Raw genomic sequence first — 16,774 nt, forward strand, 5'->3', positions numbered from 1 at the left:
AGCGCAAGGGTCGGCGAGGGATCAGAGCACGCGTGAGGTTCCGCGTCCCGCAAACCGACAGCACCGCGTCCGTGCGTGACCGCATGCGAATGGTGCGCCGCGCCTTCGCACGGCTCATGCGCCCGCTAGAATGCGTTCTTTGCCAAGGAAGCGCCGCGCGCGCCCGAGAAACGCATGGAACTGAAATGGCTGGAAGACTTCGTGTCGCTCGCGGAGACGCGCAGCTTCAGTCGATCCGCCGAGCTTCGGCACATCACGCAGCCCGCGTTCTCGCGACGCATTCAGGCGCTCGAAGCGTGGCTCGGCACGGAACTCATCGACCGGTCGGTGTATCCGACGCGCCTCACGCAAGCCGGCAACGTGTTCTACGAGCAGGCGCTCGCGATGCTCTCGCAGTTCCACGAAGCGCGCACGCTATTGCGCGGACAAGGCGGCGTGCCGTCGGCGACCATCGAATTCGCCGTGCCGCACACGCTTTCGCTCACGTATTTTCCGCGCTGGCTCGAACACATCGAGGCGCGGCTCGGACGCATCCGCACGCGGCTGCGCGCGCTCAATGTGCACGATGCGGTGCTGTCGCTCGTCGAAGGCGGTGTCGATCTCGTGATGGGCTATCACCATCCGAGTCATCCGGTTGCGCTCGATCCCGCGCGCTACGACATGCTCACGCTCGGCGCCGAACCGATCAGCCCGTTTTCCGCCGTGACCAAAGGCGGACGCGCGCGCTTCACGCTGCCCGCGACGGGCGAATCGCCGGTGCCGTATCTGTCGTACACGCCTAATGCGTACCTCGGGCGCATGACGGAAGTCATCATCGCGACCGCGCCGACGCGCCTCTATCTCGACAAGGTCTATGAAACCGACATGGCCGAAGGTCTGAAAGCGATGGCGCTCGCCGGTCATGGCGTCGCGTTCCTGCCGCACAGCGCTGTCGAGGATGCAGTGGAAGAAGGGCGGCTCGTGCGCCTCGATCGCGGCACGCGCGGCACGCCCGCCGGCCAGTTCACGCTGACGATGGAAATCCGCCTTTATCGCGACAAGCTCGCAGCGCAGGGCGAAGAGCCGCGACAGGCATTGATGCGCGCGCTATGGGACGCGGTCGGTGAGGAATTGCTGAAGGCGCAGCCGGAGAAGCCCGCGGCATAAGGCTCGGCGACGTTATGCAAGTTTTGCATGACGGGATAAGGAAACGGCATTGGATTTGGAAACGACGTTTTTCGACAATGAGCGAATTCCTTCACCGCTGGAGCATCAATGTCTGCCTCGAAGCAACCTGTGCAAGCGCCGGACGCAAAACACGCTATCCCGTCGTATCTCCATGCCGATGATCTCGGTCCCTGGGGAAACTATCTGCAACAGGTCGATCGCGTTGCCCCGTATCTCGGTTCTCTCTCCCGCTGGCTCGAAACCCTCAAGCGCCCGAAGCGCATTCTCGTCGTCGATTGCCCGATCGAGCTGGATAACGGCACCGTCGCGCATTTCGAGGGTTATCGCGTGCAGCACAACACGTCGCGCGGTCCCGGCAAGGGTGGCGTGCGTTACCACCAGGACGTGACGCTCTCCGAAGTGATGGCGCTGTCCGCGTGGATGTCGGTGAAGAACGCGGCGGTAAACGTGCCGTACGGCGGCGCGAAGGGCGGCATTCGTGTCGATCCGCGCACGCTGTCGCGTGGCGAACTGGAACGCGTGACGCGTCGCTATACGAGCGAGATCGGCATCATCATCGGGCCGAACACGGACATTCCCGCGCCGGACGTGAACACGAACGAGCAGATCATGGCGTGGATGATGGACACCTACTCCATGAACCAGGGCCAGACGGCAACCGGCGTCGTGACCGGCAAGCCGATTTCGCTCGGCGGCTCGCTCGGCCGCAAGGAAGCGACGGGGCGCGGCGTGTTCGTCGTCGGCACGGAAGCGGCGCGGCGCATCGGCATGGAGATCGAAGGCGCGCGCATCGCGGTGCAGGGCTTCGGCAACGTCGGCGGCATCGCGGCCAAGCTGTTCCAGGAAGCGGGCGCGAAGGTCATCGCCGTGCAGGATCACACGGGAACGATTCATAACTCGAAGGGCATCGATACCGTCGCGCTGCTCGATCACGTCGCGAAGAACGGCGGCGTGGGCGGCTTCGCGGGCGCGGATCCGGTACAGGCGGAAGAATTCTGGATGATCGAAAGCGACATCCTCATTCCGGCCGCGCTGGAAAACCAGATCACCGAGAAGAACGCGTCGAAGATCCGCACGAAGATCGTCGTCGAAGGCGCGAACGGCCCGACCACGACCGCGGCCGACGACATCCTCAACGACAAGGGTATCCTCGTGATCCCGGACGTGATCGCGAATGCGGGCGGCGTGACCGTGTCGTACTTCGAATGGGTGCAGGACTTCTCGAGCTTCTTCTGGACCGAGGACGAGATCAATCAGCGTCTCGAGCGCGTGATGCGCGAAGCGTTCGCGGGCGTGTGGCAGGTCGCGAGCGAGCACAAGGTATCGGTGCGCACGGCGGCGTTCATCGTCGCGTGTACGCGCATTCTGCAGGCGCGCGAGATGCGCGGGCTGTATCCCTGATTCGGTGTCAGGCGGTCGTGCCCTTTAATTGATTGCGGGCGGCATTTCATTCGGAATGCCGCCCGCATTTGCATGAAAGCGACAAGTCGGCCGACTCGCTGCATTCGGTCAAGCATGGTCACAAAAACGCCAGTAATATGCGCGGTCGCACCGGGTTGCACCCTTACGGCGACAGCGTCTCAGAAATAAGACGGTCGTGGGTTAACAATCATTCTTTCAGAATAATTACCCTGCTAAACTTGCCCCGGTTTTTCGCCACAGGAGATCGAACACATGAAGGTTAAAAAGGCTGCGCTGCTCGTCGCCGCGCTCGGGTTTCTCGCCACCGGCGCATACGCTCAAGACGCCGGCACGCTGAAGAAAATCAAGGACACGGGCGTGATCTCGCTGGGGCATCGCGAATCGTCCATTCCGTTTTCCTACTATGACGACAAGCAGCAAGTCGTCGGCTACTCGCATGAGTTCGCGCTGAAGGTCGTGGACGCGGTCAAGCAGAAGCTCGGCATGTCCGACCTGAAGGTGAAGCTCACGCCGATCACTTCGCAGAACCGCATTCCGCTCGTGCAGAACGGCACCGTCGATATCGAGTGCGGCTCGACGACGAACAACGCCGAGCGTCAGCAGCAAGTTTCCTTCTCGAACACGATCTTCGTGATCGGCACGCGCCTCATGACCAAGAAGGATTCGGGCGTGAAGGACTGGGCCGACCTGAAGGGCAAGACCGTCGTGACGACCGCCGGCACCACGTCCGAGCGCCTGCTTCGCAAGATGAATCAGGACAAGAACATGGGCATGAACATCATCAGCGCGAAGGATCACGGCGAGTCGTTCCTGACGCTGTCGACCGGCCGCGCCGTCGCGTTCATGATGGACGATGCGCTGCTCGCGGGCGAGCGCGCGAAGTCGAACAACCCGAACGATTTCGTGATCGTCGGTGCGCCGCAATCGCATGAAGCGTACGGCTGCATGATCCGCAAGAACGATCCGGAGTTCAAGAAGGTCGTCGACGACGCGATCGCCAAGGTCGAAACCTCGGGCGAAGCGGACAAGATCTACAAGAAGTGGTTCGAAAGCCCGATTCCGCCGAAGGGTCTCAACCTCAACTTCCCCGAAAGTGAAGACATGAAGGCTCTCTACAAGAGCCCGAATGACAAGGCAATCGACTAACCGGTTCGGTAATCGAACAGACGAAACGGAAGGAGCTTGCTTCTTCCGTTTCTTTTTGGAGTGAGTCCATGTCTTATCACTGGAACTGGGGCATCCTGCTGAGTCCGGTTTCGACCGGCGAGCCCACCACCTATCTCGGCTGGCTGATTTCCGGCTTCTGGGTGACGATCACCGTGTCGCTCGCGGCCTGGGTGATCGCGCTCGTGGTCGGCTCGTTGTTCGGCATCTTGCGCACGGTCCCGAATCGCACGCTGGCGGGCATCGGCACCGTCTACGTCGCGATCTTCCGCAACATTCCGCTGATCGTGCAGTTCTTCGTCTGGTATCTCGTGATACCGGAATTGCTGCCGCCTTCCATCGGCAACTGGTTCAAGCAACTGCCGCCCACCGCGCAGTTCTTTTCGTCGTCGATCATCTGTCTCGGGCTTTTCACTGGCGCACGCGTGTGCGAGCAGGTGCGCTCGGGCATCAACGCGCTGCCGCGCGGACAGCGCAACGCGGGTCTCGCGATGGGCTTCACGCAATGGCAGACGTATCGCTACGTGCTGATGCCGGTCGCGTACCGCATCATCGTGCCGCCGCTTACGTCCGAGTTCCTCAACGTGTTCAAGAACTCGGCGGTCGCGTCGACCATCGGTCTGCTGGATCTGTCCGCTCAGGCGCGCCAGCTCGTCGATTACACGGCGCAGACGTATGAATCGTTCATCGCGGTGACGATCGCCTACATGCTCATCAACCTCGTCGTGATGCAACTGATGCGCTGGGTCGAGGCGAAGACGCGGTTGCCTGGCTACATCGGAGGCAAATAAATGCATCAGTTCAACTGGAGCGGTGTGCTCGCGTCGTGGCCCACGCTGATGACGGGCGCGAAGATCACGCTGCAGATCACCGTGCTCGCCATCGTGGTCGGCATCATCTGGGGCACGATTCTCGCGCTGTTCCGCCTTTCGGGCGTGAAGCCGCTGCAATGGTTCGCGAGCGCGTACGTCACGCTGTTCCGCTCGATTCCGCTCGTGATGGTGCTGCTGTGGTTCTTCCTTATCGTGCCGCAGCTGTTGCAAAACGTGCTCGGACTGTCGGCCGACATCGACATCCGTCTTGCCTCGGCGATGGTCGCGTTCTCGCTCTTCGAAGCCGCGTACTATTCGGAAATCATCCGCGCCGGCATTCAAGCGGTGCCGCGCGGTCAGGTGAACGCGGCGTTCGCGCTCGGCATGACCTACGGCCAGGCGATGAAGCTCGTCGTGCTGCCGCAGGCCTTCCGCGCGATGGTGCCGCTCTTGCTCACGCAGGCGATCGTCCTGTTTCAGGATACGTCGCTCGTCTACGTCATCAGTCTCGCGGACTTCTTCCGCACGGCGACGAACATCGGGGATCGAGACGGCACGTCCGTCGAAATGGTTCTGTTCGCGGGCGCGTGCTATTTCGTGATTTGCGTGGTGGCGTCGGCGCTCGTCAAAAGTCTTCAGAAAAAGGTCGCAAGATGATCTCTATCAAGAATGTTTCCAAGTGGTACGGGCAGTTCCAGGTGCTCACCGACTGCACGACCGAAGTGAAGAAGGGCGAGGTCGTCGTGGTGTGCGGCCCGTCGGGTTCGGGCAAGTCGACGCTCATCAAGACCGTGAACGGCCTGGAGCCGTTCCAGAAGGGCGAAATCACGATCAACGGCCAGTCGCTGACGGACAAGAAGACGAATCTGTCGAAGCTGCGTTCGAAGGTCGGCATGGTGTTCCAGCACTTCGAGCTGTTTCCGCATCTGACGATCACGCAGAACCTGACGCTCGCGCAGATCAAGGTGCTCGGCCGTTCGAGCGACGAAGCCACGCAGAAGGGCATGAAGCTGCTGGATCGCGTCGGCCTGCGCGCGCATGCGGACAAGTTTCCGGGCCAGTTGTCCGGCGGTCAGCAGCAGCGCGTGGCGATTGCGCGCGCGCTGTCGATGGACCCGATCGCGATGCTCTTCGACGAGCCGACGTCCGCGCTCGATCCGGAGATGATCAACGAAGTGCTCGACGTGATGGTCGAACTCGCGCAGGAAGGCATGACCATGATGTGCGTGACGCACGAAATGGGCTTTGCGAAGAAGGTGGCGAATCGCGTGATCTTCATGGATCGCGGGCTCATCGTCGAGGACGATCAGAAGGAAGCGTTCTTCGCGAATCCGAAGTCGGATCGTGCGAAGGATTTCCTCGCGAAGATCCTGCACTGAGTCTCGGCTCGGCAAAGCAAAACGGCGCTTCCGAAAAGAAGCGCCGTTTTTTATTCGATCCCGAGTTCCGATTCCATCGCCGCTGTCGTCCGTATCTCGTCGATCTTCAGCGCGGATCCGATGCACGCCTTCGCGAGCGGCTCGGCCGCTTTCCTCGCCACTTCCTCCGGCACCGGAATATTCGTCGCGCGGGCGAGATCGCCGCACTGGAACATCGCGAGATCGCCGGGGGCGAAGCGCGTCCAGATTTCGTTGTCGGTGAGCGGCGACGTCGCGATCACGGCGACGCGGTCTTCCGGCGTCGTGTACTTGGCGAAATCGATCGACATGTCGGCATCGATCAGATGCGCGGTCGAGAACGGCCAGCTACGCACCAGGTAGTACAAATGCGTCGAGCAGTGCGAGAAGAGCGCCTGCCCGTTCGACATCAGAAAGTTGAAGACGCCGTATTGCGTGATGTCGCGGGTAAGTTCGGCGAGCGCGTCGAACAGTTCGTCGAGCGGCGGCTGCGAGCACGGAAACGCGCGCCGCAAGCCTTGCAGCAGCGCGCAGAAGGCAAGCTCGCTGTCCGTCGTGCCGACCGGCTGATATACGCCGGTGAGTTCGGGTGCGTGGCCTTTGAGGTCGCCGTTGTGCGCGAAGATCCAGTGCCGGCCCCACAGTTCGCGCATGAACGGATGGCAGTTCTCGAGCAGGATATGCCCCTGCGTCGCCTTGCGGATATGCGCGATCGTGTTCTTCGACTTGATCGGATAGCGCTTCACCATGTCCGCGAGCGGCGAACTGGCGGACGACTGATGATCGATGAAAAGCCGGCAGGCCTTGTCCTCGAAAAACGCGATGCCCCAGCCGTCGGCATGATGATCGGTGACGCCGCCGCGCGCCGCGAAACCGGTGAACGAGAACGTCACGTCGGTCGGTTCGGCGCAGTTCATTCCGAGAAGTTGGCACATGATGCTGAGGCGGTCGGCTTTTGGCCTGTTGTTACAATACGTCCGACAAGCATATCACCGAGACCGAATCGAAAAAAACGCGCAAACGCTCGTCGATGCGCGCGTTGTGGAAATTCCACGGCGATTTTTTCCGGTCCTTGCGTGGACTTGCGCCATTCCAACGTTCCCCGTCATCTCGCCATGTCCGCTACTTCATCCTCGCCCAATTCGCTCACGATCGCGCGTCCCGACGACTGGCATCTGCACGTGCGCGACGGCGCGACGCTCGCGGCCGTCCTGCCGCACACGGCGCGCCAGTTCGGCCGCGCAATCATCATGCCGAATCTGAAGCCGCCCGTGACGACGACGGAAATGGCCGCGGCCTATCGCGAGCGCATTCTGGCGGCGCTTCCGAAGGGCGCGCGCTTCGAGCCGTTGATGACGCTCTATCTCACCGACAACACGCCGCCCGACGAAATCCGCCGCGCGAAGGAAAGCGGCTTCGTGCATGGCGTGAAGCTGTATCCGGCGGGCGCGACGACCAATTCCGACGCAGGCGTGACGGATCTGCTCGGCAAATGTGCGAAAACGCTCGAAGCGATGCAGGACGTCGGCATGCCCTTGCTGACTCACGGCGAAGTGACCGATAGCGACATCGACGTGTTCGATCGCGAGAAAGTGTTCATCGACCGCGTGATGACGCCGCTGCGCCGCGATTTTCCCGCGCTGAAAGTCGTGTTCGAGCACATTACGACGAAGGACGCCGCCGATTACGTGCGCGACGCGGACGGCGAGATCGGCGCGACGATCACCGCGCATCACCTGCTGTACAACCGCAACATCATGCTGGTCGGCGGCATGCGTCCGCATTACTACTGCCTGCCGGTGCTGAAGCGCGAGACGCATCGCGTGGCGCTCGTCGAAGCGGCGACGTCGGGCAATCCGCGCTTTTTCCTCGGCACGGACAGCGCGCCGCATCCGAAGGGCTTGAAGGAGCACGCGTGCGGTTGCGCGGGTTGCTACACGGCGCTGCACGCGCTCGAACTCTATGCGGAAACCTTCGACAAAGCCGGCGCGCTCGACAAGCTCGAAGGCTTCGCGAGCTTCCACGGCGCGGACTTCTACGGTCTGCCGCGCAGCAAGGAATCGGTGACGATCGAGCGCGGTACGTGGACGTTGCCCGCCGAATTCACCGCCGGCGATTCGACCGTCGTGCCGCTGCGTGGCGGCGAATCGATCGGCTGGCGTTTCGTGGACGCGCAGTAAGCACGCCGACGTGAGCGCGGGTTTCGCCGATATCGACTGGGCGCGGCCTTGGCTCGCGTCCATCGAAGCGCGCGGCAGGCGCTGGCAGACGGCGGCGCTCGCGGGTTTCGACAACTATCTCGCGGCATTGAACGACGACGCCACGGCCGCCGCGCAGGTCACGGGCCGCGGCAAGCCGCTTGCATTCATCGCGCAGGAAGCGCTGCCTTCGGGTGCGTCGTACGAAGGTCACATCGCGCAGACCGGCTGCGTGCCGACGCGCCACAATCTCCACGATTTCTTCAACGCCTCGATGTGGTTCGCGTATCCGCGCATCAAGGCGGCGCTCAACGCGCGGCAGGCCGAGCAGATCGATACGCTCGGCATCGGACCGACGCGCGGCGGCGTGCGCGACGCGCTCACGCTCTTCGATGAAAACGCGGTGTTCTTCGCCTGCGCCGATGCATCGCTTGGACGCGCGCTGCGCGGTTTCGGCTGGCGCACGCTCTTCGTCGGCGAGCGCGCGGCGTGGGGCACGCGCTGCGAGGCGCGCATTTTCGGGCACGCGTTGCTGGAAAAGCTCGTCGCGCCGTACAAGGCGTGTACGGGGCACGCGTGGATCGTCGATGTTCCCGCCGACTATTTTTCGCTCGACGATGCCGCGCGCCGCGCGTTCATCGACGGATGCGTGTCCGAACGGCTGAACGCCGCGCCGATCGACAGCCGCGCGTTCGCGCCGCTGCCGGTGATGGGCGTGCCGGGCTGGTGGGACGCGAATGCATCGCCCGATTTCTACGACGACGTTTCCGTCTTTCGACCGGGCCGCCGATCGCGCGGATGCTAAAATGACGAGTTGCAAAGCGGGCCAGGCAATCGCGGCCTCCGAGGTGAAAGCCGAAGAGGGCGAGGAAAGTCCGGACTCCACAGGGCAGGGTGATGGCTAACGGCCATCCGTGGCGACACGCGGAACAGGGCAACAGAAAGCAAACCGCCGATGGCTCCGGGCGCAAGTCCGGAGATCAGGTAAGGGTGAAACGGTGCGGTAAGAGCGCACCGCGGACGTCGCGAGACGTTCCGGCACGGTAACCTCCACCCGGAGCAATTCCAAATAGGCAGGCGCGCATCTTCGCGATGCAGGACGGGGCCCCCGTTCGTCTGCGGGTAGGAAGCTTGAGCGCGTCAGTAATGACGCGTCTAGAGGAATGATTGCCACGCGCGTCGCTTTCGGGCGGCGCGTGCACAGAATCCGGCTTATCGGCCCGCTTTGTCGTCATTCAAAAGAGAAGAGCCGGCGTCTCGCGACGTCGGCTCTTTTCGTTTTTGCTTCCGATGAAACTTACGCTTCGACGATCTCGAACGAATGCGTCAGCTCCGCCGATTTCGCCAGCATGATCGACGCCGAGCAATATTTGTCGTGCGACAGGTTGATCGCGCGCTCGACGGTCGCCGGGTTCAGGTTCTTGCCCGTCACGGTGAAGTGAAAGTGGATCTTCGTGAAGACTTTCGGGTCTTCGCTCGCGCGGTCGGCCTTCAGCGTGACCGAGCAGCCCTGGATTTCCTGACGGCTCTTTTTCAGGATCATCACGACGTCGTAGGCGGTGCATCCGCCGGTGCCGAGCAGCACCATTTCCATCGGGCGCGGCGCGAGATTGCGGCCGCCGCCTTCCGGTGCGCCGTCCATGTTTACGAGATGGCCGCTTCCCGTCTCGGCGGCGAAGGCCATGCCGTCTTGTCCCATCCAGCTAACTTTGCATTCCATGCTCAGGCTCCAGCTGTTCAGCGCGTCGTTACAGAGGCTACATTGTAGCGGTTCGGAATTTTTCCACCGGTCGCTGCTTACGAGCATCTACCGGTTGACGAAGCGTAAATCGGCGCGGCGATTCTGATCCCGGCCGTGAGCGCGCCAGTCGAGGATGAGCTCTAAAGGCTCATCGCGACGGCGTTCAGGCAGTCGCGGCCCGTAAACAACTGAAAATAAAAGGCTTTCGGGGGACATGTCCGTTGTGCTCGGATTCCAGATTATGAAATCATATTCCACCATGCAAATCTTCTTGCTTTGCAGCATGACCGTGCCTATACTCGTTTCTGTCTCCTCCACCTCCTCCTTTGGTGGATTAAGCCCGAGCCAAGCTGCTCGGGCTTTTTTTCGTCCTCGCGCCTGTCGAAGCATTCTTTTGACGCGGCGACCAAATTCCCTTTATAATTCAAAGTTCTCTTCGCCACACGCCCGCGGAGAGAGGCTTGTGAGAGCCTGCACGCGCCCGGTTTCGACCTGAGCGCACTCATATAAGCAGGGCCGAACAAGACACAGTTCAAGGGCAGATCAATTTTTTGGATCGATCATGAAGACGTTTTCCGCAAAAGCCGAAGAGGTGACGCGCGAATGGTACGTGATTGACGCGACGGATAAGGTTCTCGGCCGTGTCGCCAGCGAAGTGGCACGCCGTCTTCGCGGCAAGCACAAGCCTGAATTCACTCCGCACGTCGACACCGGTGATTTCATCATCGTCGTCAATGCCGGCAAGTTGAAGGTCACCGGCAACAAGACCACGGACAAGAAGTACTATCGTCACTCGGGCTACCCGGGCGGCATCTACGAAACGACGTTCGGCAAGATGCAAGAGCGTTTCCCGGGCCGCGCGCTCGAGAAGGCTGTCAAGGGCATGCTTCCGAAGGGTCCGCTCGGCTACGCGATGATCAAGAAGCTGAAGGTCTACGCCGAAGCAACGCATCCGCATACGGCTCAACAGCCTAAAGCGCTCGAGATCTAAGGGGAGCCCACATGATCGGTAACTGGAACTACGGTACGGGCCGCCGCAAGAGCGCCGTCGCTCGTGTCTTCATCAAGTCGGGCAAGGGCGAAATCATCGTCAATGGCAAGCCCATCGCCGACTACTTCTCGCGTGAAACGTCGCTGATGATCGTGCGCCAGCCGCTCGAACTCACGAACCACGCCACCGCGTTCGACATCAAGGTCAACGTCAACGGTGGCGGCGAGACGGGTCAAGCCGGTGCGGTTCGCCACGGCATCACCCGCGCGCTGATGGACTACGACGCTACGCTCAAGTCGCAACTGTCGAACGCAGGCTTCGTCACGCGTGACGCGCGTGAAGTGGAACGTAAGAAGGTCGGTTTCCACAAGGCACGCCGCCGCAAGCAGTTCTCGAAGCGTTAAGCGTTTCTTGCCGGACGGGTTCCGGCGAAGCTGCAAAAGCCGCCCGCACGCCCTGTGCAGGCGGCTTTTTTCGTTTTGGCGCGTTTGGGCTGGACCATGTCGAATTTTCATATAGCCCATTGATTCCATGGACATTCGGCACGATATTGAGATCAGCCCTACAATAGCGGCTAGAAGCTTAATTGGAGAATTCGAATGAGCGCTGTCAGCGACACCCCCACGACCGAAATGCCGATGCCGTTCGTCTTCACCGACGCGGCCGCGGAAAAGGTCAAGTCATTGATCGATGAAGAAGGCAATCCGGATCTGAAGCTGCGCGTGTTCGTGCAAGGCGGCGGCTGCTCGGGTTTCCAGTACGGTTTCACGTTCGACGAAGAAGTGAACGAAGACGACACCGTCATGGACAAGGCTGGCGTGCAGTTGCTCGTCGATTCGATGAGCTATCAGTATCTCGTCGGCGCGGAGATCGACTATAAGGACGACATCAACGGCGCCCAGTTCGTCATCAAGAATCCGAACGCCACGACGACTTGCGGTTGCGGTTCGTCGTTCTCGGTCTAAGCGTGCATTTCTGACGCTGAAGAAAACGGAGCCTCAGCGGCTCCGTTTTTTGTTAACGCGGATAAATCGCGCCGAGCACGCGCTCGCCCGCCGCGCCCGTCACCGCGGGCAGATTGCCCGGCTCGCGCGCGACACAGCGCATCGCGAGCCACGCGAAAGCAAGCGCTTCCACTTGTTGCGGCGGCACGCCGAGCGCCTCGGTCGTCATCACGGGAACGCCTGCGATTTTGCTGTCTTCGAGCGCCTGCTGGAGCATCTTCATCAACACAGGATTGCGTGCGCCGCCGCCGCACACGTACACGGCGCGCGTGTCCGGCGCGTGTCGCGCGATCTCGCGCGCGACGGTCGTCGCGGTGAGGGCCGTGAGCGTCGCCTGGACATCGGCGGGAGCGAGGTTCGCGAAGGCTGCGAGCTTCGCGTCCATCCACGCCGGATTGAACAGATCGCGCCCTGTGCTCTTCGGCGGCGCGAGGTCGAAAAACGGTTCGTCGAGCAGCGCGTCGAGAAGCGATTGATCGATTCGGCCTTTGGCTGCGAACTGCCCGCCGTCGTCATAGGCGCGCTGTGTGTGGCGCAAAGCCCATTCGTCGATCAGCGCGTTGGCCGGGCCGCAATCGAAGCCGCGCACGTCTCCGTTCGCCGCGAGAATCGTGATGTTGCTGATGCCGCCGAGGTTGCACACGACGCGCGTCTCGTTCTTTTCGCCGAACACGGTCGTGTGGAACGCCGGCACGAGCGGCGCGCCCTGGCCGCCCGCGGCGACATCGCGGCTGCGGAAATCGGCGACCACGTCGATGCTGGTCATCTCAGCGAGCAACGCCGGATTGTTGATCTGCCGTGTGTAGCCTTTGTCAGGCCGGTGCCGCACCGTCTGGCCGTGCACGCCGATCGCGCGCACCTTCGTCGCCGAGCACCCGCTCATGCTCTGCAGTTCGTGGCAGCAGACGGCATAGCGTGTCGCGAGCGCATTCGCGGCGAGCGCTTCGCGTTCGAGTTCGTTGTCGCCGGGCGACTGCAGTTCGAACAGCGCATCGCGCAAGCCTTTGGAAAAGGAGACATGCGCCTCGCCGAGCACGACGGGCGGCTTGCCCGTCGCGAACTGGACCGCGACACCATCGACGCCGTCCATGCTGGTTCCGGACATCAAACCGAAGTACACGCCGTCCGCCTTGCCGGTTTCGATTGCTTCGGTTTTCTTTCCCACGCTGATCTCCTCGTCGATGCCGATGTTGCCAATCAGCGGCGATTATCCGCGTTACGGGGCGAATCGTTAAGACGCGATTCCACACTCCTGAGCGCCGAATGCCGCGCAAAACCGCGCGATCAGACACGAAAGGGCGCGAATGCCCGCGTCATCGCGTAAAATCGTGAGCCTGAACAAGCAATTGCGCGCGATTTCGTCATTTTCCGCGCCCCACTTCTCGACGCGGCATCTGCGCAGGCCACGCCACCGCATCGCCGGTCATCGAACCCTTTTGACTTCACAAGCCGCAAGCATGACCACTGATTCCAACGCGCCCAGCTTCCCGATCACCGAAGATGTCAAAAGCGCGCTCGCCATCGCCAAGCGCGGCTGCGACGAACTGCTGATCGAAGACGAATTCGCGCAGAAGCTCGCGCGAAGCGCCGCGACGGGCAAGCCGCTGCGTATCAAGCTCGGCCTCGATCCGACCGCGCCCGACATTCACATCGGCCATACGGTCGTGCTGAACAAGATGCGCCAGTTGCAGGATCTCGGCCACCAGGTCATTTTTCTGATCGGCGATTTCACGTCGCTGATCGGCGATCCGTCTGGCCGCAACGCGACGCGCCCGCCGCTCACGCGCGAGCAGATCGAGATGAACGCGAAGACGTACTTCGAGCAGGCGGCGCTCGTGCTGGATCGCGAAAAGACCGAAATCCGCTACAACAGCGAATGGTCGATGCCGCTCGGCGCCGACGGCATGATCAAGCTCGCATCGCGCTACACGGTCGCGCGCATTCTTGAGCGCGAGGACTTCACGAAGCGCTTCCAGGGCGGCGTGCCCATTTCGATCCACGAATTCCTCTATCCGCTGATGCAGGGCTACGATTCCGTCGCGCTCAACGCGGATCTCGAACTCGGCGGCACGGACCAGAAGTTCAATCTGCTCGTCGGCCGCGAGTTGCAGAAGCAGTACGGCCAAGAACAGCAGTGCATTCTGACGATGCCGCTGCTCGAAGGTCTCGACGGCGTCGAAAAGATGTCGAAGTCGAAGAACAACTACGTCGGCATCAGCGAGAAGCCGACCGAGATGTTCGGCAAGCTGATGAGCATTTCGGACGTGCTCATGTGGCGTTACTTCGAACTGCTGTCGTTCCGCCCGATGAGCGAAATCGAAGGCTACAAGCGCGAAGCCGAAGGCGGCCGCAATCCGCGCGACTTCAAGGTGATGCTGGCGCAGGAAATCGTCGCGCGCTTTCACTCGCCGGCGGATGCCGAGCGGGCGCTCGAAGACTTCAATCATCGCGCGAAGGGCGGCGTGCCCGACGACATTCCGACTGTCACGCTCGCAGGCGCGCCGGTCGCGATCGGCCAGCTGCTCAAGCAGGCGGGACTCGTGCCGTCGACGAGCGAAGCGCTGCGCAACATCGAGCAGGGCGGCGTGAAGATCGACGGCGCGACGGTCTCCGACAAGGGGCTGAAGGTCGAAGCGGGCGAGTTCGTCGTGCAGGTGGGCAAGCGCCGCTTCGCGCGCGTCACGCTGACGGCGTAAGCCGATGATCGCGCTCATTCAGCGTGTGAAGCGCGCCGATGTGCGCGTGGGCGAGCGTGTGACCGGCGCGATCGACGCGGGCCTGCTCGCGCTGGTCTGCGCCGAGCGCGGCGACAGCGAAGCCGCCGCCGACAAGCTGCTCGCGAAGATGCTCGGCTACCGCGTGTTCAGCGATGCAGCGGGCAAGATGAATCTCTCGGTGCAAGGCGTTGCCGGCGGCTTGCTGCTCGTCTCGCAGTTCACGCTTGCCGCCGACACGAACAGCGGCTTGCGCCCGAGCTTCACGCCCGCCGCGCCGCCCGACGAAGGCAAGCGGCTCTTCGATTATTTCGTGACGCAAGCGCGCGCGAAGCATCCCGTCGTCGAAACGGGCGAGTTCGGCGCGGAAATGCAGGTGTCGCTCGTGAACGACGGGCCAGTCACTTTCTGGCTTCAGGTACGACCATGACGACTCAGGTTCTCTTTATTCGACACGGCGAAACCGACTGGAACCGCATCAAGCGCATTCAAGGGCATATCGACATCCCGTTGTCCGAACATGGCTTTCTGCAGGCGGAACAGCTCGGCCGGCGTCTGGCGCACGACGGGCGCATCGACGCGGTCTATTCGAGCGATCTGCAACGCGCGCAGCAGACGGCGCGTCCTTTCGCGGATGCGCTCGGGCTCGACGTGCGGTTATCGGAGAACTTGCGCGAGCGTTTCTATGGCGCGTTCCAAGGCCACGACAGCGACGAGATCAACGACAAGTTTCCCTCCGAATATATCGAATGGCAGACGCGCGACCCCGGCTTCTCGCCACCCGGCGACGGTGAATCGCAGCGCGTGTTTTATCACCGCATCGTGCATGCGATGGAACCGATCGTCGCGGCGCACGCGGGCGGGCGCATCGCGGTCGTCGCGCATGGCGGCGTGCTCGATTGTGTGTACAGGTTCGCGATGAACCTGCCGTTGCAGGAGCCGCGCAACTGGCCGCTGCTCAATTGCAGCGTGAACGTGGTGGACTATGCCGATGGCGGCGCGAAGGTCGCGTCGTGGGGCGATATCGCGCATCTGTCGACGGACACGGACGACGACAATCTGCGCAAGCGGGCCTAGCCGTTGTTCGTATCCCAAAGATCCCGAATCGGCCCCGCATCCGGCGCAGCAAGACCGAAGTGCCGATACGTGAGCATCGTCGCGACCCGTCCGCGTGGCGTGCGCTGCAAAAAGCCCTGCTGAATCAGATACGGCTCCAGCACGTCCTCGATCGTGTCGCGCTCCTCGCCGATAGCCGCAGCGAGGTTATCCACGCCGACCGGCCCGCCATCGAACTTGTGCAGGATGGCTTCGAGCAGCTTGCGGTCCATCAGATCGAAGCCGACGGGATCGACGTCGAGCATTTTCAGCGCTTTGTCGGCGACGTCGGCGGTGATCATGCCGTTCGCCTTTACTTCGGCGTAATCGCGCACGCGGCGCAGCAGCCGGTTCGCGATACGCGGCGTGCCGCGCGAGCGCTTTGCGATTTCCAGCGCGCCTTCCGGCACGATCTCCGCCTTCAACAACGACGCCGATCGCGACACGATGCGCGCCAGTTCGCTCGCGTTATAGAACTCCAGCCGCGACACGATGCCGAAGCGGTCGCGCAGCGGGTTCGTCAGCATGCCCGCGCGCGTGGTCGCGCCGACTAGCGTGAACGGCTGTAGATCCAGTTTCACGCTGCGCGCGGCCGGCCCTTCGCCGATCATGATGTCGATCTGATAATCCTCGAGCGCCGGATACAGGATTTCCTCGACGACCGGCGAAAGCCGATGAATTTCGTCGATGAACAGCACGTCGTTCGCTTCGAGATTCGTGAGCAGCGCGGCGAGATCGCCCGCGCGCTCGAGCACCGGTCCCGACGTCTGCCGCAGATTCACGCCCATTTCCCGCGCGATGATGTGCGCGAGCGTCGTCTTGCCGAGACCCGGCGGCCCGAACAGCAGCACGTGATCGAGCGCTTCGGAACGGCGCTTCGCCGCCTCGATGAAGATTTCGAGCTGGCCGCGCGCCTTTTCCTGCCCGATGTATTCATCGAGCTTGTGCGGACGCAGTGCGCGCTCGAACGCTTCCTCGTTCGGCGAGACGGGCGAGGCCGAGATGACGCGTTCGGCGGCGAGTTTGTCGGTTTCGATCATTTTTCGATTGTACAGCGAGCTTTTGCGCG

The 16,774-nt window shown here is 62.2% G+C and carries 19 protein-coding genes and 1 other RNA gene; 15 read left to right on the plus strand and 5 right to left on the minus strand.

Features of this window, described 5'->3' with window-relative positions; translation table 11 throughout:
- Nucleotides 1-174: 174 nt before the first annotated feature.
- The 6 genes from QCE58_RS02975 to QCE58_RS03000 all read left to right on the plus strand — a co-directional run bounded on the left by QCE58_RS02975 (nucleotide 175) and on the right by QCE58_RS03000 (nucleotide 5,944).
- Nucleotides 175-1,146: a LysR family transcriptional regulator gene (locus QCE58_RS02975; RefSeq protein ID WP_034470598.1), complete on the plus strand. Its 972-nt coding sequence runs from the start codon at nucleotides 175-177 to the stop codon at nucleotides 1,144-1,146.
- Nucleotides 1,147-1,254: 108 nt separating this feature from the next.
- Entirely contained in the window at nucleotides 1,255-2,568 is a 1,314-nt protein-coding gene (locus QCE58_RS02980; protein ID WP_008351589.1) for a Glu/Leu/Phe/Val dehydrogenase, read from the plus strand.
- Between the two features lie 273 nt (nucleotides 2,569-2,841).
- Nucleotides 2,842-3,735: a glutamate/aspartate ABC transporter substrate-binding protein gene (locus QCE58_RS02985; protein WP_008351588.1), complete on the plus strand. Its 894-nt coding sequence runs from the start codon at nucleotides 2,842-2,844 to the stop codon at nucleotides 3,733-3,735.
- A gap of 68 nt (nucleotides 3,736-3,803) precedes the next feature.
- Nucleotides 3,804-4,544, plus strand: a complete 741-nt coding sequence (locus tag QCE58_RS02990) for an amino acid ABC transporter permease (protein ID WP_008351587.1) — start codon at nucleotides 3,804-3,806, stop codon at nucleotides 4,542-4,544.
- Entirely contained in the window at nucleotides 4,545-5,222 is a 678-nt protein-coding gene (gltK, locus tag QCE58_RS02995) for a glutamate/aspartate ABC transporter permease GltK (RefSeq protein ID WP_008351586.1), read from the plus strand. It begins immediately after the preceding gene.
- Nucleotides 5,219-5,944 carry an amino acid ABC transporter ATP-binding protein gene (locus QCE58_RS03000; protein WP_033536539.1) on the plus strand — a complete coding sequence of 242 codons (726 nt, stop codon included), beginning with the start codon at nucleotides 5,219-5,221 and terminating at the stop codon, nucleotides 5,942-5,944. Before gltK ends, QCE58_RS03000 begins: the two co-directional genes overlap by 4 nt.
- A gap of 50 nt (nucleotides 5,945-5,994) precedes the next feature.
- Here the strand turns inward: QCE58_RS03000 and QCE58_RS03005 are convergent, their stop codons facing one another.
- Nucleotides 5,995-6,897, minus strand: a complete 903-nt coding sequence (locus tag QCE58_RS03005; protein WP_075583487.1) for a class II glutamine amidotransferase — start codon at nucleotides 6,895-6,897, stop codon at nucleotides 5,995-5,997.
- Nucleotides 6,898-7,077: 180 nt separating this feature from the next.
- Here QCE58_RS03005 and pyrC point away from each other — a divergent pair, with 180 nt between their 5' ends.
- From pyrC to rnpB, 3 genes are all read left to right on the plus strand, one after another.
- The gene (gene pyrC, locus QCE58_RS03010) at nucleotides 7,078-8,142 is read left to right on the plus strand and encodes a dihydroorotase (RefSeq protein ID WP_250520914.1); all 1,065 of its coding nucleotides are present in this window, start codon (nucleotides 7,078-7,080) and stop codon (nucleotides 8,140-8,142) included.
- Between the two features lie 10 nt (nucleotides 8,143-8,152).
- A complete protein-coding gene (locus QCE58_RS03015; protein WP_250520915.1) occupies nucleotides 8,153-8,965 on the plus strand; it encodes a DUF3025 domain-containing protein in 813 nt (270 codons plus the stop codon).
- Nucleotides 8,966-8,978: 13 nt separating this feature from the next.
- Nucleotides 8,979-9,391: RNase P RNA component class A (gene rnpB / locus QCE58_RS03020), an RNA gene on the plus strand.
- A 66-nt stretch (nucleotides 9,392-9,457) separates the two neighbouring features.
- Here rnpB and QCE58_RS03025 read toward each other — a convergent pair.
- Both QCE58_RS03025 and QCE58_RS03030 read right to left on the minus strand, forming a co-directional pair.
- Entirely contained in the window at nucleotides 9,458-9,880 is a 423-nt protein-coding gene (locus QCE58_RS03025; RefSeq protein ID WP_014190403.1) for an OsmC family protein, read from the minus strand.
- 87 nt (nucleotides 9,881-9,967) lie between these two features.
- Nucleotides 9,968-10,186: a hypothetical protein gene (locus QCE58_RS03030; RefSeq protein ID WP_250480265.1), complete on the minus strand. Its 219-nt coding sequence runs from the start codon at nucleotides 10,184-10,186 to the stop codon at nucleotides 9,968-9,970.
- A 277-nt stretch (nucleotides 10,187-10,463) separates the two neighbouring features.
- Between QCE58_RS03030 and rplM the strand changes: the two genes are divergently transcribed.
- The 3 genes from rplM (at nucleotide 10,464) to erpA (ending at nucleotide 11,857) form a co-directional block, all read left to right on the plus strand.
- The gene (gene rplM, locus QCE58_RS03035) at nucleotides 10,464-10,892 is read left to right on the plus strand and encodes a 50S ribosomal protein L13 (protein WP_008351572.1); all 429 of its coding nucleotides are present in this window, start codon (nucleotides 10,464-10,466) and stop codon (nucleotides 10,890-10,892) included.
- Between the two features lie 11 nt (nucleotides 10,893-10,903).
- A complete protein-coding gene (gene rpsI, locus QCE58_RS03040) occupies nucleotides 10,904-11,296 on the plus strand; it encodes a 30S ribosomal protein S9 (RefSeq protein ID WP_250520916.1) in 393 nt (130 codons plus the stop codon).
- A 195-nt stretch (nucleotides 11,297-11,491) separates the two neighbouring features.
- On the plus strand, nucleotides 11,492-11,857 hold the full coding sequence (erpA, locus tag QCE58_RS03045) for an iron-sulfur cluster insertion protein ErpA (protein ID WP_008351567.1): 366 nt from the start codon (nucleotides 11,492-11,494) through the stop codon (nucleotides 11,855-11,857).
- 52 nt (nucleotides 11,858-11,909) lie between these two features.
- Here erpA and QCE58_RS03050 read toward each other — a convergent pair whose 3' ends face one another.
- Nucleotides 11,910-13,040: an anhydro-N-acetylmuramic acid kinase gene (locus QCE58_RS03050; protein WP_033536581.1), complete on the minus strand. Its 1,131-nt coding sequence runs from the start codon at nucleotides 13,038-13,040 to the stop codon at nucleotides 11,910-11,912.
- A 313-nt stretch (nucleotides 13,041-13,353) separates the two neighbouring features.
- On the opposite strand from QCE58_RS03050, the gene tyrS reads away from it, so the two are divergent.
- Genes tyrS through QCE58_RS03065 form a run of 3 tightly spaced genes read left to right on the plus strand, consistent with a single transcriptional unit; the run spans nucleotide 13,354 to nucleotide 15,687 of the window.
- Nucleotides 13,354-14,592 (plus strand): tyrosine--tRNA ligase, encoded by a 1,239-nt coding sequence (tyrS, locus tag QCE58_RS03055; RefSeq protein ID WP_008351563.1) that lies wholly within the window; start codon nucleotides 13,354-13,356, stop codon nucleotides 14,590-14,592.
- Nucleotides 14,593-14,596: 4 nt separating this feature from the next.
- Nucleotides 14,597-15,040, plus strand: a complete 444-nt coding sequence (gene dtd / locus QCE58_RS03060) for a D-aminoacyl-tRNA deacylase (protein ID WP_008351561.1) — start codon at nucleotides 14,597-14,599, stop codon at nucleotides 15,038-15,040.
- Nucleotides 15,037-15,687 carry a histidine phosphatase family protein gene (locus QCE58_RS03065; protein ID WP_250480266.1) on the plus strand — a complete coding sequence of 217 codons (651 nt, stop codon included), beginning with the start codon at nucleotides 15,037-15,039 and terminating at the stop codon, nucleotides 15,685-15,687. Before dtd ends, QCE58_RS03065 begins: the two co-directional genes overlap by 4 nt.
- Here QCE58_RS03065 and ruvB read toward each other — a convergent pair.
- Complete coding sequence (gene ruvB / locus QCE58_RS03070; protein ID WP_008351556.1) at nucleotides 15,684-16,745, minus strand: Holliday junction branch migration DNA helicase RuvB; 1,062 nt, start codon at nucleotides 16,743-16,745, stop codon at nucleotides 15,684-15,686. The two genes, QCE58_RS03065 and ruvB, sit on opposite strands and share 4 nt — an antisense overlap.
- Between the last annotated feature and the right edge of the window lie 29 nt (nucleotides 16,746-16,774).

The organism is Caballeronia sp. LZ028 (assembly GCF_031451415.1).
GTDB lineage: Bacteria > Pseudomonadota > Gammaproteobacteria > Burkholderiales > Burkholderiaceae > Caballeronia > Caballeronia zhejiangensis.